Raw genomic sequence first — 26,698 nt, 5'->3', positions numbered from 1 at the left:
GGATAGTTTCCCATCATCCGGCTCAAGCCATCACAAGCCCCGGAAGATCGGGGCCGGTATCCACGACAGATTCTCCTGACTTCCTTGTCTTCTTGCCGAGTCGCTTGAGGAGCGCGCGCTCCTCAAAGTAGCGATTCCACTCTGGGTCGAACGGGTTGGCCTTCGCTTTGATCTTCAGGTGGCGTCGGATTTTGGTGTCGGTGGCGTAGTGCAACCGCAACCATCCGCCGTCCCCTTCGAGCAGTGCGGCGAAGGTCCAGTCGCGCGAACCGAACGCATGCCAGTAGCGCCGTGAGAGCCAGCGCAGGGATTGTTTCCGATGCCGCCGTTTGGCCCAAAACCACAGACTTTCCCAGATGGCCCAATCAACCCGTTCAAACGCCTTCGATGCCGTGACATGGCGATGATAATTCACCCAACCACGGATCACCGGGTTGAGCTGCCAGATCACATTCGCCTGCGCGGCGGACCTGTTCGCTTTCAGGATTGAGCGGACCTTTTCCAAGAACGCCTCCGTGTTCTTTTTCGAAGGCCGGATGATCAGCTTGCCCCCAAACTTCCGCAGGTTTTGCCCGAGGAAGTCGAAGCCCTCGCGCACGTGCGTGATCTTTGTTTTCTCCGCAGAGAGGACGAGACCACGTTCGCGCAGGAAGCCTTCGATCAGTGGACGAACTTCGTTTTCCAACACTTCGCGAGAAGCGCCGGTGACGATAAAATCGTCCGCATAACGCACCAGATGGACCTTGGGATGCCGCAGCACCGTCGAACGCTGTTCCCACTTGCGCGGGAACGTGCGCAACAACAGTTCTTCCAGCCCGTCGAGCGCCATGTTCGCGAGCGTCGGCGAGATGATGCCGCCTTGCGGCGTCCCCGCTTCCGTCACGAACCACGATCGATTTTCGACATAGCCGGCCTGCAGCCATTTTCTGAGCACCATGGTGTCGGTGGGCACATGAGCGAGCAGCCACTCATGGCTGATGTGGTCGAAGCATCCCTTGATGTCTCCTTCCAGTATCCATTCCGCAGCGTCGGAACGCCCTAGCAAAACGAAACATTCCTCGATCGCGTCAGCCGTGGAACGCGCGACCCGGAAGCCGTAGGAGTTGGGATCGCCGATTGTCTCCGCGACGGGTGCCAGGGCGAGCAGGTGCAACGCCTGCATCGCACGGTCCTTCATCGTCGGGATTCCCAGCGGTCTTAGTTTTCCATTGGCCTTCGGGATATGCACGCGCCGCAGCGCCTGCGGTCGATATCCGTTTCGACGTAGTTGACCTATCGCTTTGTATTTGGCGCCGGGAGATTGCCAGATTGCCCCGTCAACCCCCGCGGTATGCCTGCCCTTATTCTCTGTCACTCGGTTCACGGCTAAGGCTTTACCGCTGAACGAGTGGGTGAGCATCCACTGCAAGGCTTTCACCTTGCCCCAGCGCCCAGCCCGTGTGGCCTTCACGATTCGCTCCTGCAACCGTCTGACCCGGCGGGCGCATTCGTCCCAAGGGATCTTCTCCCAAGCCTGGTTCGGAGGTGCACACGAAGGTTGCCCTTCGCTCATTTGCGATTCCCCCGTTCGATGGTTTGCAAAGTTACTCGTGATTGATGACCCGCTGGAAGTCGGCCCGCTTTCGCGGCGAGGGAGTCCCTCTATCCGCGCCGTTACAGCGCGGCGGTTTGCTTCCTCCAGCATCCTCTGCCCGCCGTTCCATCAGCCCGCCTTGCGGTGAACCTTGCTTCTCACGAAGCGGAACGTCGGGTTTAACGTGTTTCGATCAAGTAGCCTTCTCGATGATTTAGCCCCTGCCATTACACCGGCAGCCCTATTGTCCACGCGACCCACTGAAAGCAACGGGGTCGACCGGCTGCGTTACCTTTTGGTTGGAGCCTGACAGCGTATTTGGCTCCTTCGGCTTAACGATGCTTGCGAGCAGTTCACTTATATTAAGCGTGTCATCGGACCAGCGCTTTGAACCGCATTGACGCTTGCAGTCCTGCACGACGCCTCGCGGCGACCTGCACCACATTCGTGGAAGCGCGTTTATCTCGGCAGCTTCCGACCAGACCGTTGCCAGTCTCGCCGGTGCCGATAGGCGACTGCGGGTGGAACCGCAGGTTCGATTTTATGGTGGATCACACATATTGAACATCTACTTGAGCGACTTCACGTCGCACTGCTTCGTATCCGTCGGATTGCAGCAGACCCTTAAATGTATCTCCCAGCAGGCGGGACGCCTCCTCGTGACGACGGGATAATCGCCACTCGAACACGACGTCCGCGTCTGGGCACGACAGTCCCCAAAGGTACCCTGTCGTCGTCTTCCCGTCCCGCACGTCGGGGTCGTTACATCGGATCGGCGTTTCGTCGACCTGGACGTACCCACCCTGCAGGAGTTCCTGCTTCATCAGCTTGACCACGCGCTCGAGCAGCGCCGTCGCCATGCCCGTCCAGTCGCAGAGGTTCTGCCGCGAGATCGGCGCTCCCCAGCGGGTCAGCATCTTCTCCTGACGATAGAGCGGCAGATGATCGCAGTATTTCGCGGTCAAGGCCCAGGCGACCAGGCCGGCGGAAGCAAAGCCACCAGGGGCAATCCGCCCCGGCGCAGGGGCGAGCAGCGGTGCCCGCATGCGATCCAAACGGTGCCGGTACTTCGGCCGCACGATCTCGCGCTTGAAGAGCTGCGGCGGAACGATGTCGACCTCGAAGGTGCGCTCCTCGCCGATCTTCTCGTACAGCTCCGGATTGTGTTTCACCGGCTCTGGCACGATTTCCACCGTCTCCTTCACCGGCAAGTGCGCGAAGGATTCGGCCGGCAGCTTGCGCTTCGACCCCGGACCGCTCGGACGCTCATACGTGATCGTCTGCGCTGGCTTCGCCTCGGCGGCCGTGCTTTCCAGCTCCGCTAGTTGCAACCGCAACTGCGCGCGGTCCAGCGTCTCGCTCTTGCCCCCGCCAAACAGCTGCTGCTTGAGCCAAGCAACCTGAGCGCGCAGCGCCGCGATCTCCTGCTGCATCAGCGGGTACTCGGCGACGATCTGTTCGGTGGGCGGCACGCGTGTATCGTATAGCACGATACATGCCTAACGGTCAGCGGCTTAGCGTTCGTACCAAGCTTTGAGCGAGCCGCGCCTGAGCTCCACTCCGCCAATCAGCAACGCCAGGGCTTCGGGCGTCAGCGACAGCTTGGGCTTGGCCTCGCTCGGCTCCGGCCAGGAGAACCGCCCTTGTTCCAGTCGCTTCGCGAGCACCCACACGCCCGTGCCATCCCAGTACAGCAGTTTCAGCCGGGTACGCTCCCGGTTCGTGAAGCAAAACACCGCGCCTTGCTTCGGGTCTTCCTGCAGTTGCTCCTGGGCGGGGGTCCACAAGCCGTCGTACTGCTTGCGCATGTCCACCGGCGCCAACGCGACGTAGATCCGAATCGAGTGCGGAAAGGCGAGCATCGCGTCAGCCCCGCAACGCTCGCACCACCGCAACTACCTCCCCCGCGCGCGCCCCGCGGACCACCGTACCGTCTGCTAGTCGCACCTCCACGACCGCCTCGGACGAGGCCGCCGCGGACACCTGGACTTCAGCGAACCGAACCTTGTCCCCCGGCGCCGCGCCAGCTTCTCGCTCTCGCTGCTGCACCCACGAGCAAAACGTCGTGTAGTTGACGCCCTCACGCCGCGCGAACGCCGTCAGCGTCATCCCGCTCTGCCGCCATGCTGCCACCAACTCATCGCGCCGGCCCGGCGGCGTGATCCGCCGCCCGCGGCCATCGCGTTTCTCTCCCGTGTCCACCACCTCCATCGCCGTAAGCGTATTCGTTACCATCCCCACAGCTTACCGCCCAAACCCTCCGCTGCCTACGAGGCACCCGAAGCTACGCTTACGCACAGCCAGAGATCATGGCTGGATGATGAGCGTCAAAATGAGCCGTATGGCGGTTTTCATATGCGGATGGCGAAGCGGAACTGAGGTAGCGGTTGCCAGGATTGCAGCGAGCCAAAACGCGGATTGAGAGGGGAAGGGAGCCACTGGGTGGTGTGATCTCAATCGCTCGCGAGAACGAGAACGATGGGCGGGGCCTCAATCCCTCAATCCCTCAATCCCTCAATCCCTCAATCCCGCGAACCCTCATGAGAGAAAGAGGAAGAGTAAGAGGAAGAGTAAGATTTTTGGGGCGACACTGTGGGAGGAGGGTGGCTTAGCTGGTGCCCACTGACATGGGACTCACTGACTTCACGGTTCGCGATGCGGTCGAGGCGGATCTGCCGGCGATCGTCGAGATCTATAACCAGACCATCCCGGGACGGATGGTCACGGCGGATACTGAGCCGGTGACGGTCGAGAGCCGGCTGCCTTGGTTTCGGGCGCACAACCCGGCGAAGCGGCCGCTGTGGGTCGCGCTGGAACATGGCCAGGTCTGCGCGTGGCTCAGCTTGAACTCCTTCTACGGTCGGCCGGCCTACTTCCCCACCGCCGAGGTCAGCCTGTACGTCGCGGAGTCGCACCGGCGGCGCGGGCTCGGGCAGGGGCTCCTCGAACGCATCATCGCGCACGCGCCGGCGTGCGAGGTACGCACGCTGCTCGGGTTCATCTGGGCGCACAACGAACCCAGCATGAAACTCTTCGCCGCTCACGGTTTCACGCCCTGGGGCCACCTGCCGCGCGTCGCGGTGCTCGACGGCATCGAACGCGATCTCGTGATTGTCGGCCGTCGGCTTACGGCCTGAGGCCGCGCAACGCTTCTCTCCCCATGTTCAAATACCTCCTGCTTGGTGTCCTGTCCGCCGCGGCCCTCACCGCCGCCGTGCCTGCGTCCGCTCCCGTGTACGGTCTGGTGCTCCATGGCGGCGCCGGCGTCATCCGGCCGGAGACGCTGCCGCCCGGCCAGGAGGCGCAGTACCGGGCGAAGCTGCAGGAGGCTTTGGACGCCGGTTACGCGGTGCTCGAGGGCGGCGGGTCATCGGTCGAGGCGGTGATCGCGGTGATCACGATCCTGGAGGACTCGCCGCTGTTCAACGCCGGCAAGGGCGCGGTGTTCAACGCAGACGGTATCTGCGAGCTGGATGCGTCGATCATGGACGGCCGCAACCTGGCGGCGGGTGCGATCGCCGGCGTGCAGCACGTGCGCAACCCGATCCTGCTCGCGCGGGCGGTGATGGAGAAATCTGAGCACGTGATGCTGACCGGGGCCGGCGCGGAGGCGTTCGCCAAGCAGCAGGGCTTCGAGCTGGTGCCCAACGAGTACTTCCACACCGAGCTGCGCCGGCAGCAGTTGGAGAAAGTCCGCAAGCGCGAGACCACGCCGGCGAAGGCGTCTGCGGCGATCCTGCGTCCGACCGACGAAAAGCACGGCACCGTGGGCTGCGTCGCGCTCGACCGCGCGGGAAATCTCGCGGCGGGGACGTCGACCGGCGGCATGACCAACAAGAAATTTGGCCGCGTGGGCGACTCGCCGATCATCGGCGCCGGCACCTATGCCAGCAACGCAACGTGCGCCATCAGCGCGACCGGCTGGGGCGAGTATTTCATCCGGCTGGGCGTGGCGCGCGACATTGCCGCGCAGATGGAGTACCGAGGCACGCCGTTGGCGGAGGCGGCAGCGGCGACGATCGCGAAGGTCGGGCAACTCGGCGGCGACGGCGGCGTGATCTGCCTCGATCGCGCCGGCAACATCGCGATGCCCTTCAACACCGTCGGCATGTACCGCGCCTTCCGGCTCTCGAACGGCGAGACCGCGGTGAAAATCGGGAGGTGAAAGCAAAAGTGAAAGTGAAAGTGAGAGTGAAAGTGGGCAGTTTTCGCGTTCGCGAAAACTGAATGGGGCGAGGCGGGAGAAATACACCCTTAGCGTCGGGCCCGCTGGCTCAGTGGTCGGTTGCGCCGGTGTTCGCGCATGCGGCCAGCGTCCTCTGTCACGGTCGATATCGCTTTCACCGACAACTCCCTGCCGACTCGAGCGCCGGCGTTCGGGCCGATTGGACGGGCGATGCTGACGGCCTGAGCAGTTCAGTTTTCGCGCGAGCGAAAACTGCTCAATCCCTCATTCCCTTCTCGAAATTGAACCCGATCCGGCCGACGGGGGTGCGGCCCTCCCAGCGGAGCATTGTGCCGGTCGCGGTGGCGAAGTGGAGCGTCATGTCGAAGACGGCGGCGCGGGCCAGACGGCGGTCGGAGACGGGGACGTAGCGGTAACGCAGGATGGTTTCCGCGCCCTCGACGGTCCGCGAGGTCGGCTGGCCGAGCAGCGTCTGGATTCCCGGCAGGTCGGGACGCGTGGTCGCGAGTTGCGCCTCGATGGCGCGGCCCTCGCGGTCGACGCGCGCGCGGCCGAGACTGCGCAGGAGATCGATGAGGAGCTGCTTCGGCATCACGGCGAAGTAGCGCTCCGGGATGGCCACGCGGGCGAGTTTGTCGTCCGCGAAGAACAGCTCGAGGACGATGTCGAACGTGCCGGCCTCGCGCACCTCCGGCGGCAATTGCTTCACCCAGCGCACCTGCCAGCGCTCGGCGGTGCCGCGCTTCTCGGCCTTTTCGGGCGCGAGCCCGATCCAGCGCACGTCGTCGGTCAGCAGCACGGGATCGCGGCAGATGATGCGAATCCCGTCGTCGGTCTGGACGCCGAAGTGGCGGTCAAAGGCCGCGATCTGGTGCTTGAGCTCGAGCAGCCGCAGGTAAACGCAGCCGCTGAGAAGGAGCACGCCTGCCAGCAACAGGGCGCCCGTGAGGGGTCGCACCAGGCTGGCGGGTTGGATCATTTCGCCGGGGCGGGGCTGGCGGTGGACGGCGTCGGGGCCGGCGCGGGCGCAGCGGCGGCCGGGGCCGGGGTGGTCGAGGTGGGCGCCTTGGGCGCGGGGGCCGGCTTCAAGAACTGCATCTTGCTCACGACGTCTTCGAGGCGCTGACGCAGGATCTGGTCCTCCTCGGCGGTGGTCTTCTTGTAGGTTTTACCCTCGATGACGCGCTCGGCGAGTTCGGTGCTGATCACGAAGATGTCGCCGTTCTTCACGAACACCAGGTTGCCGCGCTTGGCGACCGGGACGCGTTCGGTGGGCCCGAGGGCGGGCACGCGGTTCATGAACATGGAGCCGCCGGGAATGAGCAGGTAGGCGAGCAGCGCGCCGTCCATCGTGCCGGGCAGGAACTTGGCGCTCTCGGCCTCGACGCCGGGGAAGGACTGGCGGAAGTCGCCGAGGACGAAGTTGGCGAAGAAGTAGGCGAGGTAGTCCTTGGTGCCGCGGGTGGACATCTCCCAGCGCTGCGTGGCGTCCTGCGGGAAGACCGCGATGCTGACGTGCACGTTGAAGGCGTCCTGGAAGGTCACGACGTTGCCGGTGTCGGAGATATTTCCCCCGAGTTCCGGGAGCACCGGGATGGTGACCTTGAAGGCGCCGGTCGGAGACACGTAGAAACGGCCGTCGATGTGGCCGTTGAGGGACGGTGCCTCCTGGGCGCGACCGAGGAGAGGGCTGAGCAGCAGGGCAAAGGCGAGCAGGAGTCGGGACATGTCGAAAGGTTCAGATGACTACCGGCGGCGGCCGGGCTTTCAAGCCAACGGTGGCAGGGCGCGGGAGAGGCTGATCCACCAGGAAACCGGCACGGCCTCGGGGCGCGTCTGCTCTGTGAGGCCGGCCTGCGCCAGGAGTTCCCGCCAAAGCTGGGGATCGACGCCGGTGAGCCGGGCGCGGAGCAGGGCGCCGAGTTGCTTGCGGCGCTGCTGGAAACAGGAGCGGATGAGGGTCTTGACCTCGGGGCGGAAGACGAACGGCTCGGGCTTGCGGACGAGGTTGAGCAGATGGGACTCGACGTCGGGTTTCGGGAAGAAGCAGCCGGCGCCGACCTTGTGTCCGGGCGCGGTGTCGTACGCGGCCTGGAGGAAGATGGAGATGGCGCCGAAGGACTTGGTGCCGGGGACGGCGGTGTAGCGCTGGGCGGCCTCGAGTTGCAGCATGAGGACCATGCGCTCGGGGAGCGGGCCGGCGAGGACGGCGTCGAGCCACGGCGTGGCGATCGCGTAGGGCAGGTTGGCGACGACCTTGAAGCCGGCGACGGCACGTTCGGCAGGCAGGCCGGCGAGCGGCTGGTCGACGGCATCGGCCTCGAGCAGGTGAAACGTCTGGGGGAAGCGCGGTTGGAGCGTTTCGGTGAGGTGGGCGTGGAGCGTGCGGTCCTTCTCGACGGCCCAGAGTTCGACGCCGGCCTCGAGGAGTGCGGCGGTCAGCGTGCCCAAGCCCGGCCCGACCTCGACGACGACGTTGCCCGGCTGGATGGCGGCGAGCTCGAGGGATTTGCGCACGATGTTGCCGTCGACGAGAAAGTTCTGGCCGAGGAAACGCTTGGGCTGGTGGCCAAGCTGGGCGAGGAGGTCGCGGGTGGCGCTGGGGGAGAGAGGCACGGGAGGCGCCGGGCGCGGGGCCCGGCCGGAAGGCAAGTTGAAGGTTGAAAGTTGGAAAGTTGCAGGTTGCGGAGAGGAAGCCGAGACGGAGCCGGGCGGCGGCGGAGGCGAAGTTGGCGGAGCGATTCGGGGAGCTCAGGCGCGGAAGGAGGCGATGAGGGCGGCGGGATCGGGGGCGCGCATGAGAGCCTCGCCGACGAGGACGGCGTGGGCGCCGGCGGCGCGGGCGCGGGCGGCGTCGGCCGCGGTGAAGATGCCGCTCTCGCTCACGGCGATGACGTCGCGCGGGAAGCGGGGGATGAGCCGCTCGCTGAGGCCGAGATCGGTCTTGAAGATGGCGAGGTCGCGGTTGTTGACGCCGATGATGTGGGCGCCGTGAGCGACGGCGCGGTCGAGCTCGGCCTCGTTGTGAATCTCGAAGAGCGCATCGAGTCCGGCGGCCTGCGCGGCGGCGAAGAGAAGCTTGATGTCGGCGTCGGTGAGCGCGCGCACGATGATGAGGATGGCGCTGGCGCCGGCCTCGCGGGCTTCGAGGACCTGGAGCGGGTGAACCATGAAGTCCTTGCGCAGGCAGGGGCGCGCGGGCGGGTGGGTGGCGAAGTGCGTGGTGACCGAGCGGAGGTCGTCGAGCGTGCCGCCGAAGAACTTGGTGTCGGTGAGGACGGAAAGCGCGTCGGCCTGGGCGGCCTGGTAGCGTTTGGCCTGCTCGACGGCGGAGGCGCCGGCCTGGATATCGCCGGCAGAGGGAGACTTGCGCTTGATCTCGGAGATGACGGCAAGCTGGCCGTCGGCCCGGCGCAGGGCCTGGGCGAAGGACGGCGGCACCGGGAGGGACGCGTGGGCGCGGGCGAGCTCGGCAAGGGGGACGTCGCGCAGTCGCGCGGCAATCTCCTGCCGTTTCCAGGCCATAATCTCGGTGAGTTTGTCAGCCATTCGGGCGCCCACGGAAGCGACGGGCGCTGGGGAGTTCAAGGCGGGAAGCTTTCCCGCCTGCTTGGGCCAAAGTCTTTCTCTTACTCTTACTCTTCCTCTTTCTCTCCCCCCAGTCCGTCACGTTGCTCCGCGGTGCTGCCGATGCGGCGCCATCGGCCACGCGATCGAGAGTAAGAGAAAGAGGAAGAGTAAGAGAAAGAGGAAGCGAAAGACCCGGATTCCAAACCCTCGGCTGGACTACCCGTCGTGTCGCTCGGTGCCCTCATCTGCCCTCTGTGCCCTCAGTGTCCCGTTTGGCGTTCTGCTCGGTGGCCCTGGTGTTGCCAGAATTTTCGTGTGCTGGGGGGCGGGAGGCGGCAGCGTCTTCGACTTCCATGAGTGCGATCGACGATCTGAAACAGACCATGGCCCGGTTGCGGGCGCCAGATGGGTGTCCGTGGGACCAGGAGCAGACGCATGCCACGCTGGTGCGCTGCCTCATCGACGAGGTGAGCGAGTTGATCGAGACGATCGACCGGCAGGATTACCCGCACATGCGCGAGGAGCTGGGGGACGTGCTGATCCAGGTCGTGTTTCACGCGCAGATCGCGAGCGAGCGCGGGGCGTTCGACTTCGACGACGTGGCGCGGGAGATCAACGAGAAGCTCATCCGGCGGCACCCGCACGTGTTCGGGACCGGCAAGCTGGAGACCTCCGAGCAGGTCATTGCCAAGTGGGAGGAGATCAAGGCCACCGAGAAGAAGAATGGCCCGGTGTCCAAGGGCATCTTCAAGAACCTGCCGCCGCGGTTGCCGGCGCTGATGTTTGCCGAAGCCGTCTGGAAGCAGATCGAGAAAAAGGCGCTGCCGGCGGAGGGCGTCGTCGACACGGCGCAGGTGAAGGCGCTCGGCGCGCAGCTCGATGACGCGACGCTCGGGCGGATGCTGTTTGAGCTTACGGCGGCGGCGCGGGCGAAGGGGCTGGATCCCGAAGGCGCGCTGCGGTTGCACGCGACGAAGGTGATGGCCGACGTCGAGGCGCGCGTGGCGCCGGGCGACGGCGGCGCGGCGCGGAGCTGAGCGAGGGCGACCGCGATGGGCGCGCCCGAGAGTTCCGGTGGGGGCGGGGCGGCGGCGGGACATCCGGCGCTGGCTCCGGTGCCGCCGGCGGTGGTGGCGGAGTGGTGGCAGCCGTTTGCCGATCATCTGGCGCAGGAGCGCCGCTGTTCAGCGTACACGGTGCGCAACTACCGGCAGGCGTTTGAGGATTTCTACCGCTGGCTGGAAGGCTCCGGCCTGTGGGCGGGCGGGTTCGAGGCGCTCGGGGTGCGGGAGATGCGTGACTTCGTGATCGAGGCGCAGCGGCGGTTCGACCGGCGGACGCTGCACAATCACGTGTCGGGGCTGAGGACCTTCTTCAAATTCTGGATGCGGCGCGGGCGGCTGACGCGGAATCCGTTTCTTGGCGTGCCGTTGCCGAAGCTGGAGAAGCGGCTGCCGAAATTCTTAACCGAGGAGCAGATGAAGCTGCTGCTGGCCGGGCCGCAGCGGCTGCTGGCGAACGAAGGGATCGACGCGCACACCGCGTGGCGGGACCGGCTGGCGATGGAGTTGCTTTACGGCGGCGGGTTGCGCGTGAGCGAACTCGTGGCGCTGAACCATGGCGCGATCGAACTGGATACGGGCGTGGCGCGCGTGCTGGGCAAGGGTCGCAAGGAGCGGTTGTGTCCGCTGGGCCGCGTGGCGATCGCGGTCTTGGAGAAGTTCAAGCGCGAGTTCGCGCCGCAAAGCGGACCGGCGAGTCCGGTGCTGGTGAATCCGAACGGCACGCGGATGAGCGTGTCGGCGGTGCAGCAGATGTTGAAGCGGTACCTGGCGCTGGCGGGGCTGCCGCTGGACCTGACGCCGCACAAGCTGCGGCACAGTTACGCGACGCACCTGCTCAACGCGGGCGCGGACCTGCGGCTCGTGCAGGAGCTGCTGGGACACTCGCAGCTGGCGACGACGCAGGTGTACACGCACGTGAGCGTGGCGCGGCTGAAGGAGATTTACGCGAAAGCGCACCCGCGAGCGTGATGCGGCCGCGGCGCGGCCGCATCACGCTAATGTAGAATGTAGAATGCAGAATTTAGAATGGGCACCTGCGCGCTCGTGCGGAATGGGGGAGTGAGGCGTCTTTAAATTCTCGGGGGGAGGAGGGGCTTTGGATCAGGCGACCGTGCGGCGCGCGGACCGGAACCGAACGGCAAGCGCGGAGCGGGTCCGCGAATTCTCGAGGGCGTTGGCAGACAGGGCGGAGCGCGGGTCCGGCGCACGCTGCCGCCCGTGTTAGCCGACACGTGCACGCCGCTTCGCGAATCTCGTTCTTTGACACCCGCCCCCCGTGTGACTTGAGATCCCCGCCGTCGCGCCCCTCGTGGGCGCGCGGATTGAAACCGTCGGTCGCGTGCTGCGTCTCGATGTACTCGCCGTCGCGCCCCTCGTGGGCGCGCGGATTGAAACAACGCCCTGCGCTCGCGCAAGGAGGCAGCAGTGGGGTCGCGCCCCTCGTGGGCGCGCGGATTGAAACACGCGAAGCCATGCGGGAACGATCAGAACCCCGAGGTCGCGCCCCTCGTGGGCGCGCGAATTGAAACACTGGCATCCCCGCGTTGAGGGGGATTCGGCGGGTCGCGCCCCTCGTGGGCGCGCGGATTGAAACCGCAAAGACTGTCGAAAATAACAAGCGCATTGCGTCGCGCCCCTCGTGGGCGCGCGGATTGAAACCTCTCAATTTCTACAATGTTTGTACTGCGGCTAGTCGCGCCCCTCGTGGGCGCGCGGATTGAAACACGGCGACTTGCGCCGCACTTTCCCAGACGTGGTGGTCGCGCCCCTCGTGGGCGCGCGGATTGAAACTGTCGAGCACGTTGAGCGACGGTAACTGGCACCTGGGTCGCGCCCCTCGTGGGCGCGCGGATTGAAACGGTCGGCGCAAGCAACGATCCAAGCCGCTCGTCGGGTCGCGCCCCTCGTGGGCGCGCGGATTGAAACCGTGACTCCGCGGAGACCGAGGCATTCCTCCGGGTCGCGCCCCTCGTGGGCGCGCGGATTGAAACTTGGTCACGATCTTGTCACGGCGCCACGAGACCGCGTCGCGCCCCTCGTGGGCGCGCGGATTGAAACGCGATATCAAAGCCGTTAACACCGGAGGCGAGATGTCGCGCCCCTCGTGGGCGCGCGGATTGAAACCCACTCCCACCAATCGGTGTCGGCGTCAGTCCACGTCGCGCCCCTCGTGGGCGCGCGGATTGAAACAGATAGGCTTCGAAGAATTGGCCAACGCCCTTGGTCGCGCCCCTCGTGGGCGCGGGGATTGAGACGACCATTGCCGAGAGGAGTGTGTCTAGTGTCGCGAGTTGCGCCCCAGTTGGGCGCGGGAGTTGGGCGGGGTGGGGCGCGGTCTCTGGCGGGGAAATGCATGAGATTGCGCCCTGACTCTGTAGGGGGCGCGCCCCTTTGGGGCGCGGAGTTTGCGCGCGGGAATGGATGGCGTGAGCCGGCGCTGGTACCTGAACGAGTGCATTCTCGGTTCTTCACACGCCATCCGGCGTCGACACCGAGGGTACGAGGGCTGCAATTATTACAGGCGTGGTGGCAATGGGTTGCGGGATAATGTCCAGATACTCCGCCATAATGTCCGGATACTTTTTCATAATGTCCGGATACTCTGCGCGGAAATCGTGAGGGAATCTGAAGCGAGCCGCGCGCATTTCTGAGGATCGCTGCTACGCGACCGACACAGGATTCACGCTGCTTCCGCGAGAGCTCGCGTGCGGACGATGACGCGTTCACGGCGAGAATGAACGGCGGGAAACGCCGCCATTGTCGCGGGGTCGCGTGCGACGGCAGTTCTCTCGAAGGCGGTGCCCTGGAAACAGAGTTGAGGAGGCAGGCTCGGCGCGGCAGAACGATTTGCATGGAGCAAGAATTCGCCGCCTGTGAAAGCCGGCGCGATCAGCCTCGTTGCACGCCGCTCGCGCTATGCCGCGGAGAACGTCAGCGTTGGCAAAAGGCAAACGGTAAGGGATGACTCCTTTTGATCGCCTTCGGTCGAACCAGGGAAGACCCCTTTCGTTCGAACCGATCACCTGAACGCGACGAACCCGGGAGAGCCAAGGGGGACAGACACGCAAATGGATTGACTAAAAGGTAAAAAACAATTGTCGGTAGCGCATGCGGCGCGCACGGATCAAAGTGAACTCGGAGCTGGAGCCGGGCGTGTACCACTTGATCAGCCGGACGGTGAACGGGGAGTGGATGTTTGGCACGACCGCCAAGGAGATCCTGCGGCGGCAGATGTGGCAGGTGGCAGACTTCGCCGGGGTTGAGATCCTCACCTACGCCATCATGTCGAATCACTTTCATTTGCTGGTGCAGGTGCCGCAGCGACCGGAGCTCTCGGACGCGGAACTGCTCCGGCGCTACGCGGTGCTTTATCCGAAACCGACCAAGCACCAAGTTGCGCGGCTGGAGGTGATCCGGGCCGGGCTGGCGGCGAACACCCCCGCCGCCGAGGCGTGGCGCAAGCGGCAGCGGGCGTTGATGTACGACGTATCTCAGTACATGAAGCTGCTGAAGGAGCGTTTCTCGATCTGGTACAACGCCCGACATCGGCGGTTTGGACCCGTGTGGGCGGATCGGTTCAAGAGCCAGTTGCTCGAGGGTAAGGAGCGGGTCGTCCAGACGGTGGCGGCGTACATCGATCTCAACTGCGTCCGCGCCGGAATCTCGAAGGATCCGAAGGACTACCGGTTCTGCGGGTACGCTGAGGCGGTGAGTGGCCATGTCCCCGCGCGCCAAGGCCTGCAGGCGGTGGTGGGGGGAAACTGGGAGCAGGCGCAGTGCAGCTATCGGCTGCTGCTGTTCACGAGCGGCGGCGCGGCGCGCGAGGGGAGGGCATCGCTCCCCGTCAAGCAGGTGCGGGCCGCGGTCGAGGCCGGCGGGAAACTGAGCCTGCCCGACGTGCTCCGCTGCCGGATCCGGTATTTCAGCGAGGGGGTTGTCCTGGGTGGGCGGGAGTTCGTCGACGAGCACGTCGCCGCGTACCGGACGAAGCACAGCCTGACCCATCGAGTGAAACGTCATGACCTGCCGGACCCCGGCTGGGGTGAAATCGCCGGCTTGCGACCGCTTCGCGGAGCCTTGCTGAGCTGACCGAACTTGTGGGCGAACGCGGCAGGGAGCCGCGCACGGGGCGGAGCTGCCCTTCGGTGTTCGGCATGAAAGCAATGTCGGACCCGCGGCGCCGATGAGAACACCGACGAGCGCGCCGAGAGATCTCGGCTGAGGCTGAAGCCCTTTAATGTCGGCCAATCCCCGAAATCGATGGACGACGGACGATCCCTGCGCAGTTTCATGTGGCGAACGTGTCCGTCCCCTTTAGCTTAGTCCTCGAGGGCTGCAATTATTACGAGCGTGGTGGCAATGGGTTGCGGGATAATGTCCAGATACTCCGCCATAATGTCCGGATACTTTTTCATAATGTCCGGATACTCTGCGCGGAAATTGTGAGGGAATCTGAAGCGAGCCGCGTGGATTTCTGAGGATCGCCGCTACGCGATCGACACAGGATTCACGCTGTTTCCGCGAGACGTTCGCGTGCGGACGATGATCCGGTCACGGCGAGAATGAACGGCGGGAAACGCCGCCATCGTCATGGAGTCGCGTGCGACGGCAGTTCTCTCGAAGGCGGTACCCTGGAAACAGAGTTGAGGAGGCAGGCTCGGCGCGGCAGAACGATTTGCATGGAGCAAGAATTCGCCGCCTGTGAAAGCCGGCGCGATCAGCCTCGTTGCACGCCGCTCGCGCTATGCCGCGGAGAACGTCAGCGTTGGCAAAAGGCAAACGGTAAGGGATGACTCCTTTTGATCGCCTTCGGTCGAACCAGGGAAGACCCCTTTCGTTCGAACCGATCACCTGAACGCGACGAACCCGGGTCTGGCTCAGCTACTCTTCTTCGGTGGCTGAACCGGTGGCATCTGTACATCAACCTTTGTTGGAGGCGTGGAGCTTCCCTTTGTTTCACGCAGTGGGACTTCCGTGGGTCTGGGCCGCACAACCTCGGTGATGATCTTTGCAGCCTTGATGGAGGTGTTTTGTTTCATGGTCGAATGGTGACTGACATGCTATAGGTCTGACGAAAATACTCGGCGGTGAGTAGGTCCGACTTCTTCCGGACCCCGCTGCTAATGGGAACCGTGAGATTGCCGACTCCCTTCTTCCACGCCCGCAATTGGTCCACTTTGAGATCACTGATCATCTCATTGATCTCAGCTTCCGTCAGGTTGCCTTGTGCCACGTCGAACCATCTAGACTCTGCCTTGAGGAAAATCTCCTCGTACGCGTAGGCAATCGCACGAACCGGGAGGATTCGTTTCTTGAACGGGAGGTACTGCTTTACGACGTTCAATACTTGGGACGCCGCAACAAGTAGTGCCCACAGCCAGTCGAATTTTTTCCAAACAGCCCACGCGGAAATGCTTCCGCTCGAAACCAGCGCACTGAACATCGCGATGCCATTGTCCCACGCCTCTGAGCGTTCGACGTAGCATCCCGTATATACCGCGTCGGCCTTCAGCTGAATCAGAAGTCTCCAATACCTCTCTTGCATTGCTGGAGGCAAAAGCATCAAACGTTTGCGCCTCCATGGCAAGCCATCCCAACCGCCTTGCGACTCTTGGAGTTCCGGTCGTTACCCGGCGTTGGGTTACCGTGCGATCGCCGCTTGCTCTTGTAGCTTCGCAAAGGCCTTCAGGCTATTCAGTGCCAGCTCGATGATACCCGAAGCTTCTTTTTCCGTGCGAGCGGTTGCCGATGCATCCCATTGTTTGTGGTGATCGCTCGGAGGGGTGCTCGTGACGCTCCGCGGCGACTGGCGTGCGCGCGACGGCGAAAAATGAGGTGACGTCAGTCGTTGCCGTAACCAATGCGATGTCGCGGTAGTCACCACTACGATTCGGCGCAACGACGTGATGGGCTGCCAACGGCTGGCGTGAGAGCGTCGAGGTCGTCGGAGGTGTCGAAGAGGCGAAGGCAACGGCGTATGACTACGACGAGCGATCCGTCGATCCTCGATCCGCTTGAGAGAACGAGAACGATTGCCGGTGCCTCAATCCCTCAATCCCTCAATCCCTCAATCCCTCAATCCCTCGAGAGAAAGAGGAAGAGTAGGAGCAAGAGAAAGAGCTTTAGGGAGTCCAGGTGAGGCGGCGGGAGGTCGTGTTGCCGAGGGAGTCGAAGAGGGTGACTTCGACGGAGGTTGCGTTGGAGACGCGCGCTACGGGGACTTCGTACGTGAAGGTTTCTTCGCGGCCGTCCCGCACGCCGTCGATCGGATGCTGCACCGTCTCCTGTACGCCGTTGCTGAAGTTGGCCTGGATACCGTCGAGGAGTGACAGGGCGTCGCGTCCATGGACGGTGATGATGATCGTGTCGCCGTTCCGGCGCGCGGTGGCTTCGAGCATTTCGGGCGGGGTGTGATCGACGACGAGGTCGTCGGTTTCGAACGTGTGCGTGAGGCGCTCGGCGGTGGGGCGCGGCGCGGTTTCCGTGACGACGAGGCGCGTGAAATAGAGGCCATCGGGCAGGTGCGAGACGTCGAACTGCGCGTAGCTGTCGCGCGTGTTCGTGACGATGTCGGTCCAGGTGGTTTCGCCGTCGCGGCGGAGGGAGAACGTGCAGGTGAAGTTGTCGGTGTCGGGATCGGTCACGTTCCAGAACACGACCTGAGCACCGGGCTGCGGGACGACCTGGCTGTTGAGGAAGCTGTTGCGCGGCTTGGTGTCGTCGTCGCGCGGGGCGGTCTGCGTGAGCTGGTTGAGCGTGGTGGAGACGCTCGGTGTGGGCTCGTTGGCCACGATGAGGCCGTAGCCGGGGGAGAGAACGTGGAACTCCTGCAACTGGGGACGCCGGTTTTGCGGAAGGACGAAGAGGGAGGCGCGATCGAGCTCGACGGGATCGCGGCCAGCGGGAGCGTTGGCGGCGGGAGCGGGCGCGGCAGGCAACTGGAGGCGAATGCGGGCGTTGCGGCCGCGGAGGGCGGCGGCGCGCCAGCCGCCGTCGGAGGAGAGCGCGAGGGAAGTCCACGGTCCCCAGCCCTCGACCTCGTCGGAGCCATTGCTCACGCGGAGCTCGAGCTTGAGGGCGGACTCGTCGATGGCGCGCACCCGGTTGAAACGCAGCGCGCCGAGTTGGGCGGCGGTGCCGAGGTCGATGCGCTTGGTCTCGGCCTCGCGCGGGCCGGCGGCCTGGAAGTCGAGGACGGCGAGGCCGGGAGCGTTGTTGCGCAGGAGGAGGAAGCGACCGGGGCCGATGGCGGCGAGGCCGTTGAGCTGGGCGGAGATGCTGCCCGGGAAAGTGAGGCCGAAGCGGCTGTCGAGATCGTAGCCGGCGATGTCGCCGGTGTCGCCGCCGGCGAGGAGGAGCGTGTTGCCGTAGCGGGCGAGCCGGTAGAACGCGACGCCACTGCGCGAGCTGAGCGTCTCGGGATAGCCCTTGGCCGGGAAGAACACGAGGGTGCTGCGGCCGCCGAACTTTTCGATTTGGGCGGCGGGCGTGAGCGGCGCGATCGGGATGGTGATGGCCTCGCCCGTGGCCGGCACGGCACGGACGGCGCCGGGCGTGATGCGCGCGTCGCCGGAGGTGCCGGAGAAGACGATGGTGGCGTAGAGGTCGCCGTTGGGCTGAGGGAGAAGGTCGGTGACCTCGGCCTCGCGGTTTTCCTGGAGGATCACGGGCGCGCCGCCGGCGGCGGGGAACGTGTAGAGATTACCTTTCGGCGAGGAGCCGGCGACGAAGCGGCCGTCGGCGAGCGCGGCGAGGCGGCGGACGTTGCGGTCACGAATCTCGCCGAAGAGCGTGAGGCCGCGGGCGGCGAGTTGTGAGGAGTCGGCGGGTTTTTCGGCGGCGGTGCCGGAGTCGGCGAACGTGCGGAGGTCGAGGCGGTAGATGCGGCCGGGGTTGCCGGTGGCGACGAGGACTGTCTGGGCATCGAGGGCGAGCAGGTCGAAGATGGAATCGGCAGGCAGCCGCACGCGGGCGACGGTCTTGCCCTCGCGCAACAAGTACAGGCCGCCGCGCGGGGACGTGCCGGCGAGAACGCTGCCGTCGGGCAGACGCTTGAGGGCGAAGACCTGCGGGTCCTCGAGCTTGGCGAGTTCGCGGACGGCGGTGCTGCCATCGGCGAGCTTGAGGGTCAGCTCGAAGATGCGGCCATCGGGGCCGGTGCCGACGAGGAAGCGGTCGGGGGCGGCGGCGGGCTCGAGGCACCAGAGCAGCTCGGGCAGGCCGGCGGCGGTGAGGTCGGTGAGCTTGGGACCGCCGACGAGCCGGCCGTCGGAGCGGGTCGCGAGGCCCTTGAGGCTGCGGCTGGGGACATCACGGAAGAAGTCGATGTCGATCTTCTTCGAGAGCGGATCCGCGAAGGTGCTGACGACGCAGCAGAGGGCGGCAAGGAGAGGGAGGAGACGGCGAGGCACGAGAAGTGAAAGGCCTTCGGAGTGAAAGTGACCTGCGGAGTGAAAGTGAAAGTGAGAGTGAAAGTGGGGCGGAAACGGAGTGGGGCGGAGACGGAGTGGGGGCGGAGACGGAGTGGGGGCGGAGAGTGCGGCGGGGTGGGAGAGTATGGCGAAAGGAGGGGCGAGCGGAAGCGCGGAGAGGGGGAAATTTGTGACGCGGTGACGACCCCATTTCCGGAGATGGGCGTCACATTTCGGATGAGGACACGGCGTTACACGCGGGACGCGGAACACAGGGTCGGGCCAGATGGGCCTGTGGGCGTCAGTCGACGACGACGAGGGCGCGGCGGACGACGGGATTGAAGAGCTTGCCGTCGAGCAGGTGCTTTTCCCAGAGCGGGAGCAGGGCGGAGCGCGTGCGGAAGCGGGACTCGTCGGCGGCGCGGGCGATGCGCTCGATGGAGCCGGGTGTATCGGGCGTGGCGACGGTCTGGTCGGTGAAAAGGGAGGCGCGCTCCACGACCGCGAGGCAGGCGCCGTCGGTCGGGCGATCGTCGCGCATGGCGGCGAGGTAGGCCTCGAAGCTGCGCAGTTCGCCGGCGTTGATCATGCGCGGGCGGCCGGTGAGCTCGTCGAGGGCGCGGCCGTGGGCGAGGACGACCTCGAGGTTCTTGCCGGCCCAGGCGGGATCGACGGGGATGTCGACCGTCTCGCGATGGGCTTCGCCCTGCCAGTCGCGCCAGGCGACGGTGGCCTGGATGGTTTCGCCGCCGCGGGCGGTGGAGCGGGAGAGTTGGAAGACGTCGAGCGTGACGGCGGGGTTGGTCTCGAGGGCCTCGACGTAGAAGGCGACCTTGTCGGGGAACGTCTTGGCGTACGGATTCTGGAGGTTGGCGGCGAGGCCCTGGACGAATTCGCTTAGGCCCTGGGCGAAGCCCTGGGGGCCGGAATAGAGCGTGGCGAAGGCGAGGTTCTGCGCAGCCGGAAACTGGACGTCGCTGGTGAGCTTGAAGCCGTTGGCGAGGCCGGCGTCGTTGGAGCCGAGGATGGCCTGGCTGACGCCGGAGGCAACGAGGACGGGGGTGAGCTGCTGCTGGCGCGCGACGGAGAAGTGGAGCGTGCGGACGGCACCGCTGGCGGGTTTGACGGTGACCTCGACGGCAATCATCTGCGGTCCTGCGCCGAGCGTGCCGGAGATGGCGGAGAGCCGATCCTGGGTGATGGTGCCGATGACCGCGCCGGTGTTGGCGAGCTTCACCGAGTGCATGCTCGACGGCAGGATGGTGACGACGTCGGCGGCGCACATGGGCAGGGCGACATCGCCGAGGGAGAGCATCGGATGGCCGAAGGCGGTGATGCGGTTGCCGTCGATGCGAGAGACGGTGCCGGTGCCGGCGAGCGTGATGTCGCCGGTGGCGAGCGCGACGGACACGGCGGCGCCGGGGACGAGAGGAGTGACGGGCGCGGCGTCGCCGCCGGACTGGAGCTTGGCCCCGGCGGGCTCGGCGCTGCCACTTTGCGTGCTGCCGCCGAGGGCGATGGCGCTGAGGCCCATGGCGGCGAAGCGCGGGGCGAACAGGTCGGCGACGGCGGGGCTCAGGCCGCCGAGCGTGAAGACCGGCTGCAGCGGTTGGTAAGGCGAGTCGGCGGCGGGGGTGGCGATCGCGAGGACGTTGCCGGAAGGCCGTGGGGCCGTATTGGCTGCAAAATTTGCGTGATCGCGGGTGGCGCGGTCCTTGACCTCGATGAGATCGGCGGCGGGCGTGAAGCCGGCATAGCGTACGGTCTCGAACTTCTGCAGCTGGTAGCTGAGGGCGCCGGCGAACTTGCCCTCGATGTAGAGCGGGCTGCCGCTCATGCCGGCGACGGCGCCCATGGACTGGACGCGCGGGTCGGTGAGCTGGCAGAGAATCAACGACTTACCCGGGCCGAGAGCATTGCGGAGGACTCCGGTGACCTCGACGGTGAAAGGCTCAGGCGTGGTGCCGCGGAAGACGGTCCAAACCTCACCGCGCTGGCCCGGCTTCAACTCGTCGAGTGGAAGTACTTCCGTTTCCGTCGGTTGGGCGATTGCGGCACAAGCGAGAAGGAGGAAAGTGAAGAAGAAGCTGCAGCGGAAACGGAGCATTGATGAACCTACAACGGCGCAAGCGTCACGATCTTTGGTCGTATTGCGAGTCAGGATTGTTCCGCAACGGCCTGGCCGGCGTGGTACTGCGTAGCAGCACTGCCTGGGCCAAGCGGCGGCGTGGTGCCGGGTACGACGTGCGCGGTCGGGCTTTGTTTCGGCAGAACAGGGCGCGGGTCAGCTGCCGGCGGAAGCGGGCACGGCCGGCGTGCCGGTGATGGCGGACTCGGCGACCGGGAGCTCGAGCGTGAAGCGGGCACCCTGGCCGGGGCCGTCGCTCTCGGCGGTGAGCCTGCCCTTGAGCTCGGTGGCGGCGCGGCGGGCGGAGTGCAGGCCGAAACCATGGCCGCCGCCGATGGCGCGGGTGGTGAACCCGTGCTGGAAGATGTGGGTGATGTTCTCGGGCGTGATGCCGATGCCGTTGTCGGCAACGATCAGTCGCACGTAACCGGAGGCGTCGGACTCGATGCGGATGCGGATGATCTTGTCGGCCCGACCCGCGTCATCGACGGCGTACTTCGCGTTGCGGATGAGGTTGACGAGGATCTGAAGGACCTTGCCGCGCTCGGCGCGGACGAGGGGGACGGGCTGGAACTCGCGGACGACGGTGACGGCGTGCCGCAGCAGGGCGCCGGTGTTCATGCGCAGGGCGTCCTCGACGAGGGTCGCGGGGGCGAGGGGCTCGACCACGCCGGCGGTGGTGGCGTACGCCTGCTGCATGGTGATGATTTCCTTGATGTGATCGATGTTCTGCTGGAGTCCCCCGACCTCGGCGAGGAGGCGGTCGCGCTCCTCGACCAGGTGGCGGGACAACGTCTCAATGTACTCGGGAATCAGGCGGCCCTTCGGGTCGTCCGTGACGAAGGTCGCGAGGTCGGCCTCGTGCGCGGCGAGGAGGGCGGCGACGCGGGCGAGGTTCTCGGTCTTGGTCTGGCGCAGGCCGCCGGAGAGGACGTTGGCGGAGACGTTGAGGCTGGTGAGGACATTGCCGACGTTATGGAGGACGCCGGTGGCGACCTCGGCCATGCCGGCGAGGCGGGACGTCTCGAGGAGGGCACGATGCGCCTGCTCGAGCTCCTGGCCGACCCGCTCGCGCTCGGTGACGTCGTGGGTGAGCCCGTACGTGCCGATGATGGCGCCCGCGGCGTCGCGCAGCGGGAGCTTGGACGTCTCAGACCAGGTCTCGCGGCCGTCGCGCCACTCGACCTTCTCGAGCTTGGCGATCAATGGCTCGCCGGTGCGCATGATGCGCTCCTCGTCGGCGAGGGTCTCGTCGGCGTGGATGTCGGCGAAGAGGTCGCGATCGGATTTGCCGACGAGGTCGGCGGGCAGGAGCTGGTGGCGGGCCGCCTTGGAGCTACTGACGGCGATGAAGCGGCTCTGGTGGTCCTTGAAGTAGACGAGGCTGTTGAGGGAGCGGAGGAGCTCGCCCAGGCACATCTCGGCCGTGGCGTCATCGAGCGGGGCGATGGGGTCGGGCGTGGTGCTCATCGGGAGAGGGCGACCGGAAGGTCGAGGGTGAAGGTGGCGCCGGTGCCGGGACCGTCGCTGTGGACGGTGAGGGTGCCCTTCATTTCGCGGGCGGCGTTGGCGGAGGAGTGCAGGCCGAAGCCGTGGCCGCGGGCGCGGGTGGTGAAGCCGTGCTGGAAGATGCGCGTGAGGTTGGCGGCGGGGATGCCCACGCCGTTGTCGATGACGCTGAGCTGCACGCGGCCGCCGGCGGCGCGCAGGCGCACGGTGATCTCCTTGCCGGTGGTGCGCGCCTCGTCGCAGGCGAGCTGGGCGTTGCGGACGAGGTTCACGAGAATCTGGACGACCTTGCCCTTTTCGGCGGAGACGGCGGGGACGGCGGCGAAGTCGCGCCGGACGGCGATCTCGTGGCGCGCGAGGGGGTCGGCGTTCATGCGCAGGGCGTCCTCGACGAGGCCGGCGGGCTCGAGCGGTTCGACGACGCCGATCATCGTGGCGTAGGCCTGCTGCATCGCGACGATCTCCTTGATGTGGTCGATGTTCTTCTGGAGGGACGCGATCTCGCGGAGGAGCCGATCGCGCTCCTCGAGGGAGTGCCGGGCGACGGAGGCGAGATACTCGGGGATGCGGCGGCCCTTGGCGTCCTGGCTGAGAAACGCGCCGAGGTCGGCGCGGTGTTCGCGCAGGAGGGCGGCGAGGCGGGTGAGGCTGTCGGCCTTCGAATGACGGAGCCCCGAGGTGATGACGGAGGCGGAGACGTTGAGGCTGCTGAGGACGTTGCCGACGTTGTGGAGCACGCCGGTGGCGACCTCGGCCATGCCGGCGACGCGGGAGGCCTCGACCAGGTCGCGCTGGGTTTGCTCGAGCTCCTGCTCCATCTCGCGCTTGCGGGTGATGTCGCGGCTGAGGCCAAAGGTGCCGACAATCTCGCCGGCGTGGTTGTGGAGCGGATACTTGCTGGTGAGGGCCCAGGTGACGCGGCCGGTGGGCCAGTGTTCCTGCTCGATCTTGCGGCGGAGCGGGCAGCCGGTGCGGAGGATGGCCTCTTCGTCGGCGCGCGCGGCCTGGGCGTGGGCTGCGGCGTAGAAGTCGGCGTCGGTGCGGCCGATGACCTCGGCGGCGGACGCGCAGCCGAAGGCGCGGACGAGCGAAGCGCTGACGGCGATGAAGCGGGAGTCGCGGTCCTTGAAATAGACGAGCTCCGGGATGGTCGCGAGGAGCGCGTGCAGGAGCGGAGCGGCGGCGGCGCGGTCGGGGCGGGCGGCGGCGGGGGGCGACAGCGGGCTCATGCGCGGGAGACGGATGGTTCGCCGGACGCGGACGGCGCGGCGAGGTAACGGTTGAGGATCGCGCGGAGCGCCTCGGGCTTCACGGGCTTGGCGAGATAGTCGTCCATCCCGGCCTCGAGGCAGGACTCGCGGTCGCCCGACATGGCGTTGGCGGTCATGGCCACGATGTGGATGACGGCCGGGACGCCGGGCTCGTGCGCGGCCTGGGCGCGGCGGATAAGCCGGGTGGCTTCCATGCCATCCATGACGGGCATCTGGGCATCCATCAGCACGACGCGGTAGGGCTTGCGGCGAACCGCCTCGACGGCCTCGCGGCCGTTGGTGACGAGGTCGGCGGCGTGGCCGAGGCTGCGGAGCTGGAGGAGGGTGACCTTCTGGTTAACGGGGTTGTCCTCGGCGACGAGGATGATGGCCTGTTCGTTGGGGGCGACGAGCGGGCGCGCGACCAGGGCGGGGGGGGCGGGTGCGGCGGGGGTGGAGCGGGAGAGCGCGAGGAGGCGGGCGAGGGTGCTGCGGAGCCGGTCGGCATGGAGCGGCTTGAGCTCACAGGCGGCGAGGCCGCTGGCCTGCATTTCCTCGGGCGGGAGGCGCTCGCCGCGGGAGGTCAGCATGACGAGCACCGGTGGCGGGAACGCGGAGTCGGCGCGAATCATCCCGGCCAACTGGAGCCCGTCGACGTCCGGCATGTGGTGGTCGAGGATGACGAGGTCGAACGGGTGGCCGCGGCCCGCGGCGTCGCGCAGGGCGGCGAGCGCGGCGTGGGCATGGTTGACGCAGGTGTGGCGGAGTCCCCAACGGATGCAGAGGTGGTCGAGCAGCTTCAGGTTGGTGGCGTTGTCGTCGACGATGAGAGCGTGATGGTGCTCGAGGAGAGACGGGGTGACGGGCACGGCGGCACAGGGATCGACGGCGGCGTCGAGCCGGGCGGTGAACCAGAAGGTCGAGCCGTGGCCGGGTTGGCTGGTGAATGCGATTTCGCCGTGCATGAGCTCGGCGAGGCGCTTGCAGATCGCGAGCCCGAGGCCGGTGCCGCCAAAGCGGCGCGTCGTGGAGGTGTCGGCCTGGACGAACGGGTCGAAGAGCTGGCGCTGGACGTCGCGGGCGATGCCGATGCCGGTGTCGGAGATGGCGAAGCGAAGGATGGAGTGGTCCTCGTGTTGGGACGCGACGGTGACCTCGGTGACGACCTCGCCCTCGGAGGTGAACTTCACGGCGTTGCCGATGAGATTGAGGACGATCTGGCGGAGCCGGATCGGGTCGCCGCGAACGCGGGCGGGGACGTCGGGATGGATATCCATCACGAGTTCGACGCCCTTGCGGGAGGCGGCGTCGGCGTTGAGGTCGAGGGCGAGCTCGAGGTGTTCGGCGAGGTCGAAGTCGACGCTCTCGAGGGTGAGACGGCCGGCCTCGATCTTGGAGAAGTCGAGGATGTCGTTGATGATGGTGAGGAGCGCCTCGCTGCTCTGGCAGAGGGTTTGGGCGAGGTCGCGCTGCTCGGCGGTCAGCGGGGTGGAGAGGAGGAGGTTGGCCATGCCGATGACGCCGTTCATGGGCGTGCGGACCTCATGGCTCATGTTGGCGAGAAAGGCGCTTTTCGCGCGGTCGGCGCTCTCGGCGGTTTCCTTCGCCCGCTTGAGGTCGAGTTCGATCAACCGGCGCTGGGCGATTTCCTCCTGGAGGGCGGCGTTGGCGACCTGGAGTTCGTGGGTGCGGCGCTGGACGTTGGCTTCGAGTTCGTCGGCGTGGGCACGGGCCTGTTGCTGGAGGTTCCACTTGGCCGTGAGGGCGTTGGCGAGCTGCAGCACCTCGACGGTATCGAAAGGCTTTTTCAGGATGAGGAGCCGGTCGGAGCCGCCGAGACGGGCGAGGAGTTCGTCCCATGAATAGTCCGAATACGCGGTGCAGATGACGACCTGCAGATCGGGTGCGACCTTCCAAAGCTCGGTGGTGGTTTCGACGCCGTCCCACCCTGGGGGCATGCGCACGTCGACGAAGGCCATGGCGTAGGGGAGGCCGAGACGCTGGGCGGAGAGGACCATCTCGAGCCCCTCGCGTCCCTGTTGGGCGCCGTCGATGACGAAGCTGGCGGTGGGGACGGGAGGAGGCTTGATCCCGAGAAGCTCGGCCTCGAGCGCATCGACGGTCGACGAGACCTCGGTTTGCTTGGGACAGAGGATCTTACGCACGTCCGCGTGGATCGCAGGATTGTCGTCGATGACAATAATGCGGTTGTTCCTCACCGGGGGAGGGTGCGACGGGGGTGGTAGCATATTGGGGTGCACGGCAGTGGCCGCGCGCCGGGAAAGACAGGTATCGGCACAGTTGGCGCCAAGATTTAACGGTCAGGCAACGGCGGTGCGGTTGTCGGACTGTTGGGACGGTGCCACTTGCGGCGAACGGGGCGGAGTAGGCATTGGGTGTGGGCTGGCGGGGCGGGCGGGCCGAGCGGAGGGAGGGGGGATGTCTTCTCCGCGTTCTTACTCTTACTCTTACTCTTGCTCCTGCTCTGTTTGTGCGAGGCGCGGGGCCGGGCGAAGACGCGGGGGGCGCCGGGTTATGGCGGCGGGTCCAAACCTTCGATCCAGTGAGCCGTCGAGAGGAAGAGAAAGAGGAAGAGTAAGAGAAAGATGCGGACGGAGGGCGCGGAGGGGCCAGAACGAGTACGAGAACGAGAACGATTTTTTGGGGGACTGGGGCGCGGGGCAATTCCGCGAGCCCTTGAGCCGGGTCATTGAGAGAACGAGAAAGAGAAAGAGAACGAGAACGACCGATCCCACGAGAGGAGGAGGAGCCGGCGCCACTCACTCCCTCATTCCCTCATTCCCTCACTCCCTTCCTCACAGATAAGCCGGACCACACACCCCTGTGTGGTCCGGCTGGGATACCCTATGCCTAACTCGCCACCGGCAAGCTTCAGATTTGCCAGTGACAGCTGGAGTGAGACAGCCGGCGGACCTGACGGCGCGTAAAAAAACTACCGGATTTCCGGTATTCATTCCCGATCGGCAAAATCGCGGCGGAGCGGCCT

At 66.0% G+C, this 26,698-nt stretch carries 19 protein-coding genes and 1 CRISPR repeat array; of the genes, 5 read left to right on the top strand and 14 right to left on the bottom strand.

The genetic code is table 11. The annotated features are described in order from the left end of the window. Positions 1 to 22: 22 nt before the first annotated feature. The 4 genes from ltrA to DB354_RS11910 form a co-directional block, all read right to left on the bottom strand. Entirely contained in the window at positions 23 to 1,552 is a 1,530-nt protein-coding gene (gene ltrA, locus DB354_RS11925; RefSeq protein WP_107835844.1) for a group II intron reverse transcriptase/maturase, read from the bottom strand. A gap of 572 nt (positions 1,553 to 2,124) precedes the next feature. Beyond that, complete coding sequence (locus tag DB354_RS11920) at positions 2,125 to 3,045, bottom strand: transposase (RefSeq protein ID WP_107835843.1); 921 nt, start codon at positions 3,043 to 3,045, stop codon at positions 2,125 to 2,127. A gap of 42 nt (positions 3,046 to 3,087) precedes the next feature. Beyond that, the gene (gene tnpB / locus DB354_RS11915; protein ID WP_107835842.1) at positions 3,088 to 3,435 is read right to left on the bottom strand and encodes an IS66 family insertion sequence element accessory protein TnpB; all 348 of its coding nucleotides are present in this window, start codon (positions 3,433 to 3,435) and stop codon (positions 3,088 to 3,090) included. A 4-nt stretch (positions 3,436 to 3,439) separates the two neighbouring features. Next, entirely contained in the window at positions 3,440 to 3,808 is a 369-nt protein-coding gene (locus DB354_RS11910) for a hypothetical protein (RefSeq protein WP_107835841.1), read from the bottom strand. A 392-nt stretch (positions 3,809 to 4,200) separates the two neighbouring features. Here DB354_RS11910 and DB354_RS11905 point away from each other — a divergent pair, with 392 nt between their 5' ends. Both DB354_RS11905 and DB354_RS11900 read left to right on the top strand, forming a co-directional pair. Continuing rightward, a complete protein-coding gene (locus DB354_RS11905) occupies positions 4,201 to 4,710 on the top strand; it encodes a GNAT family N-acetyltransferase (protein WP_107835840.1) in 510 nt (169 codons plus the stop codon). Positions 4,711 to 4,733: 23 nt separating this feature from the next. After that, positions 4,734 to 5,738, top strand: a complete 1,005-nt coding sequence (locus DB354_RS11900; protein ID WP_107835839.1) for an isoaspartyl peptidase/L-asparaginase — start codon at positions 4,734 to 4,736, stop codon at positions 5,736 to 5,738. Positions 5,739 to 6,015: 277 nt separating this feature from the next. Here the strand turns inward: DB354_RS11900 and DB354_RS11895 are convergent, their stop codons facing one another. From DB354_RS11895 to trpC, 4 genes are all read right to left on the bottom strand, one after another. After that, complete coding sequence (locus DB354_RS11895; protein WP_107835838.1) at positions 6,016 to 6,738, bottom strand: hypothetical protein; 723 nt, start codon at positions 6,736 to 6,738, stop codon at positions 6,016 to 6,018. Beyond that, positions 6,735 to 7,487: a hypothetical protein gene (locus DB354_RS22525; RefSeq protein ID WP_199226841.1), complete on the bottom strand. Its 753-nt coding sequence runs from the start codon at positions 7,485 to 7,487 to the stop codon at positions 6,735 to 6,737. Before DB354_RS22525 ends, DB354_RS11895 begins: the two co-directional genes overlap by 4 nt. 39 nt (positions 7,488 to 7,526) lie before the next feature. Next, positions 7,527 to 8,375 (bottom strand): 16S rRNA (adenine(1518)-N(6)/adenine(1519)-N(6))-dimethyltransferase RsmA, encoded by an 849-nt coding sequence (gene rsmA, locus DB354_RS11885; RefSeq protein WP_107835837.1) that lies wholly within the window; start codon positions 8,373 to 8,375, stop codon positions 7,527 to 7,529. Between the two features lie 135 nt (positions 8,376 to 8,510). Then, positions 8,511 to 9,308, bottom strand: coding sequence for an indole-3-glycerol phosphate synthase TrpC (trpC, locus tag DB354_RS11880; protein ID WP_107835836.1), 798 nt, complete (start codon positions 9,306 to 9,308; stop codon positions 8,511 to 8,513). A 374-nt stretch (positions 9,309 to 9,682) separates the two neighbouring features. Between trpC and DB354_RS11875 the strand changes: the two genes are divergently transcribed. From DB354_RS11875 to DB354_RS11865, 3 genes are all read left to right on the top strand, one after another. Then, the gene (locus DB354_RS11875; protein WP_107835835.1) at positions 9,683 to 10,366 is read left to right on the top strand and encodes a MazG family protein; all 684 of its coding nucleotides are present in this window, start codon (positions 9,683 to 9,685) and stop codon (positions 10,364 to 10,366) included. A gap of 15 nt (positions 10,367 to 10,381) precedes the next feature. Then, entirely contained in the window at positions 10,382 to 11,362 is a 981-nt protein-coding gene (locus DB354_RS11870; RefSeq protein WP_107835834.1) for a tyrosine recombinase XerC, read from the top strand. Between the two features lie 328 nt (positions 11,363 to 11,690). After that, positions 11,691 to 12,805: direct repeats of the CRISPR family, unit length 32 nt; unit sequence GTCGCGCCCCTCGTGGGCGCGCGGATTGAAAC. A gap of 696 nt (positions 12,806 to 13,501) precedes the next feature. Beyond that, positions 13,502 to 14,482 (top strand): transposase, encoded by a 981-nt coding sequence (locus DB354_RS11865; protein ID WP_107835833.1) that lies wholly within the window; start codon positions 13,502 to 13,504, stop codon positions 14,480 to 14,482. Positions 14,483 to 15,428: 946 nt separating this feature from the next. On the opposite strand, the gene DB354_RS11860 is transcribed toward DB354_RS11865, so the two are convergent. From DB354_RS11860 to DB354_RS11835, 6 genes are all read right to left on the bottom strand, one after another. Beyond that, complete coding sequence (locus tag DB354_RS11860) at positions 15,429 to 15,938, bottom strand: hypothetical protein (RefSeq protein WP_107835832.1); 510 nt, start codon at positions 15,936 to 15,938, stop codon at positions 15,429 to 15,431. Between the two features lie 577 nt (positions 15,939 to 16,515). Beyond that, positions 16,516 to 18,804 carry a hypothetical protein gene (locus DB354_RS11855; protein ID WP_107835831.1) on the bottom strand — a complete coding sequence of 763 codons (2,289 nt, stop codon included), beginning with the start codon at positions 18,802 to 18,804 and terminating at the stop codon, positions 16,516 to 16,518. Between the two features lie 301 nt (positions 18,805 to 19,105). Further along, a complete protein-coding gene (locus tag DB354_RS11850; RefSeq protein WP_107835830.1) occupies positions 19,106 to 20,911 on the bottom strand; it encodes a SpoIVB peptidase S55 domain-containing protein in 1,806 nt (601 codons plus the stop codon). A 177-nt stretch (positions 20,912 to 21,088) separates the two neighbouring features. After that, on the bottom strand, positions 21,089 to 22,402 hold the full coding sequence (locus DB354_RS11845; protein WP_107835829.1) for a PAS domain-containing sensor histidine kinase: 1,314 nt from the start codon (positions 22,400 to 22,402) through the stop codon (positions 21,089 to 21,091). Beyond that, positions 22,399 to 23,670, bottom strand: coding sequence for a PAS domain-containing sensor histidine kinase (locus tag DB354_RS11840; RefSeq protein ID WP_107835828.1), 1,272 nt, complete (start codon positions 23,668 to 23,670; stop codon positions 22,399 to 22,401). Before DB354_RS11840 ends, DB354_RS11845 begins: the two co-directional genes overlap by 4 nt. Beyond that, entirely contained in the window at positions 23,667 to 25,910 is a 2,244-nt protein-coding gene (locus DB354_RS11835; RefSeq protein ID WP_158277499.1) for a response regulator, read from the bottom strand. Before DB354_RS11835 ends, DB354_RS11840 begins: the two co-directional genes overlap by 4 nt. Positions 25,911 to 26,698: the final 788 nt, after the last annotated feature.

This window comes from Opitutus sp. ER46, from assembly GCF_003054705.1.
Lineage (GTDB): Bacteria > Verrucomicrobiota > Verrucomicrobiia > Opitutales > Opitutaceae > ER46.
This window is presented reverse-complemented; position numbering and strand designations above follow the sequence as displayed.

Bases quoted from the DNA above. Each gene is read 5' to 3' on its own strand.
- DB354_RS11900 (WP_107835839.1), top strand. From the start codon at position 4,734: ATGTTCAAATACCTCCTGCTTGGTGTCCTGTCCGCCGCGGCCCTCACC.
- DB354_RS11860 (WP_107835832.1), bottom strand. From the start codon at position 15,938: ATGCAAGAGAGGTATTGGAGACTTCTGATTCAGCTGAAGGCCGACGCG.
- DB354_RS11875 (WP_107835835.1), top strand. From the start codon at position 9,683: ATGAGTGCGATCGACGATCTGAAACAGACCATGGCCCGGTTGCGGGCG.
- DB354_RS11850 (WP_107835830.1), bottom strand. From the start codon at position 20,911: ATGCTCCGTTTCCGCTGCAGCTTCTTCTTCACTTTCCTCCTTCTCGCT.
- tnpB (WP_107835842.1), bottom strand. From the start codon at position 3,435: ATGCTCGCCTTTCCGCACTCGATTCGGATCTACGTCGCGTTGGCGCCG.
- DB354_RS11865 (WP_107835833.1), top strand. From the start codon at position 13,502: ATGCGGCGCGCACGGATCAAAGTGAACTCGGAGCTGGAGCCGGGCGTG.
- DB354_RS22525 (WP_199226841.1), bottom strand. From the start codon at position 7,487: ATGTCCCGACTCCTGCTCGCCTTTGCCCTGCTGCTCAGCCCTCTCCTC.
- DB354_RS11905 (WP_107835840.1), top strand. From the start codon at position 4,201: ATGGGACTCACTGACTTCACGGTTCGCGATGCGGTCGAGGCGGATCTG.
- DB354_RS11845 (WP_107835829.1), bottom strand. From the start codon at position 22,402: ATGAGCACCACGCCCGACCCCATCGCCCCGCTCGATGACGCCACGGCC.
- trpC (WP_107835836.1), bottom strand. From the start codon at position 9,308: ATGGCTGACAAACTCACCGAGATTATGGCCTGGAAACGGCAGGAGATT.
- DB354_RS11840 (WP_107835828.1), bottom strand. From the start codon at position 23,670: ATGAGCCCGCTGTCGCCCCCCGCCGCCGCCCGCCCCGACCGCGCCGCC.
- DB354_RS11895 (WP_107835838.1), bottom strand. From the start codon at position 6,738: ATGATCCAACCCGCCAGCCTGGTGCGACCCCTCACGGGCGCCCTGTTG.
- ltrA (WP_107835844.1), bottom strand. From the start codon at position 1,552: ATGAGCGAAGGGCAACCTTCGTGTGCACCTCCGAACCAGGCTTGGGAG.
- DB354_RS11870 (WP_107835834.1), top strand. From the start codon at position 10,382: ATGGGCGCGCCCGAGAGTTCCGGTGGGGGCGGGGCGGCGGCGGGACAT.
- DB354_RS11910 (WP_107835841.1), bottom strand. From the start codon at position 3,808: ATGGTAACGAATACGCTTACGGCGATGGAGGTGGTGGACACGGGAGAG.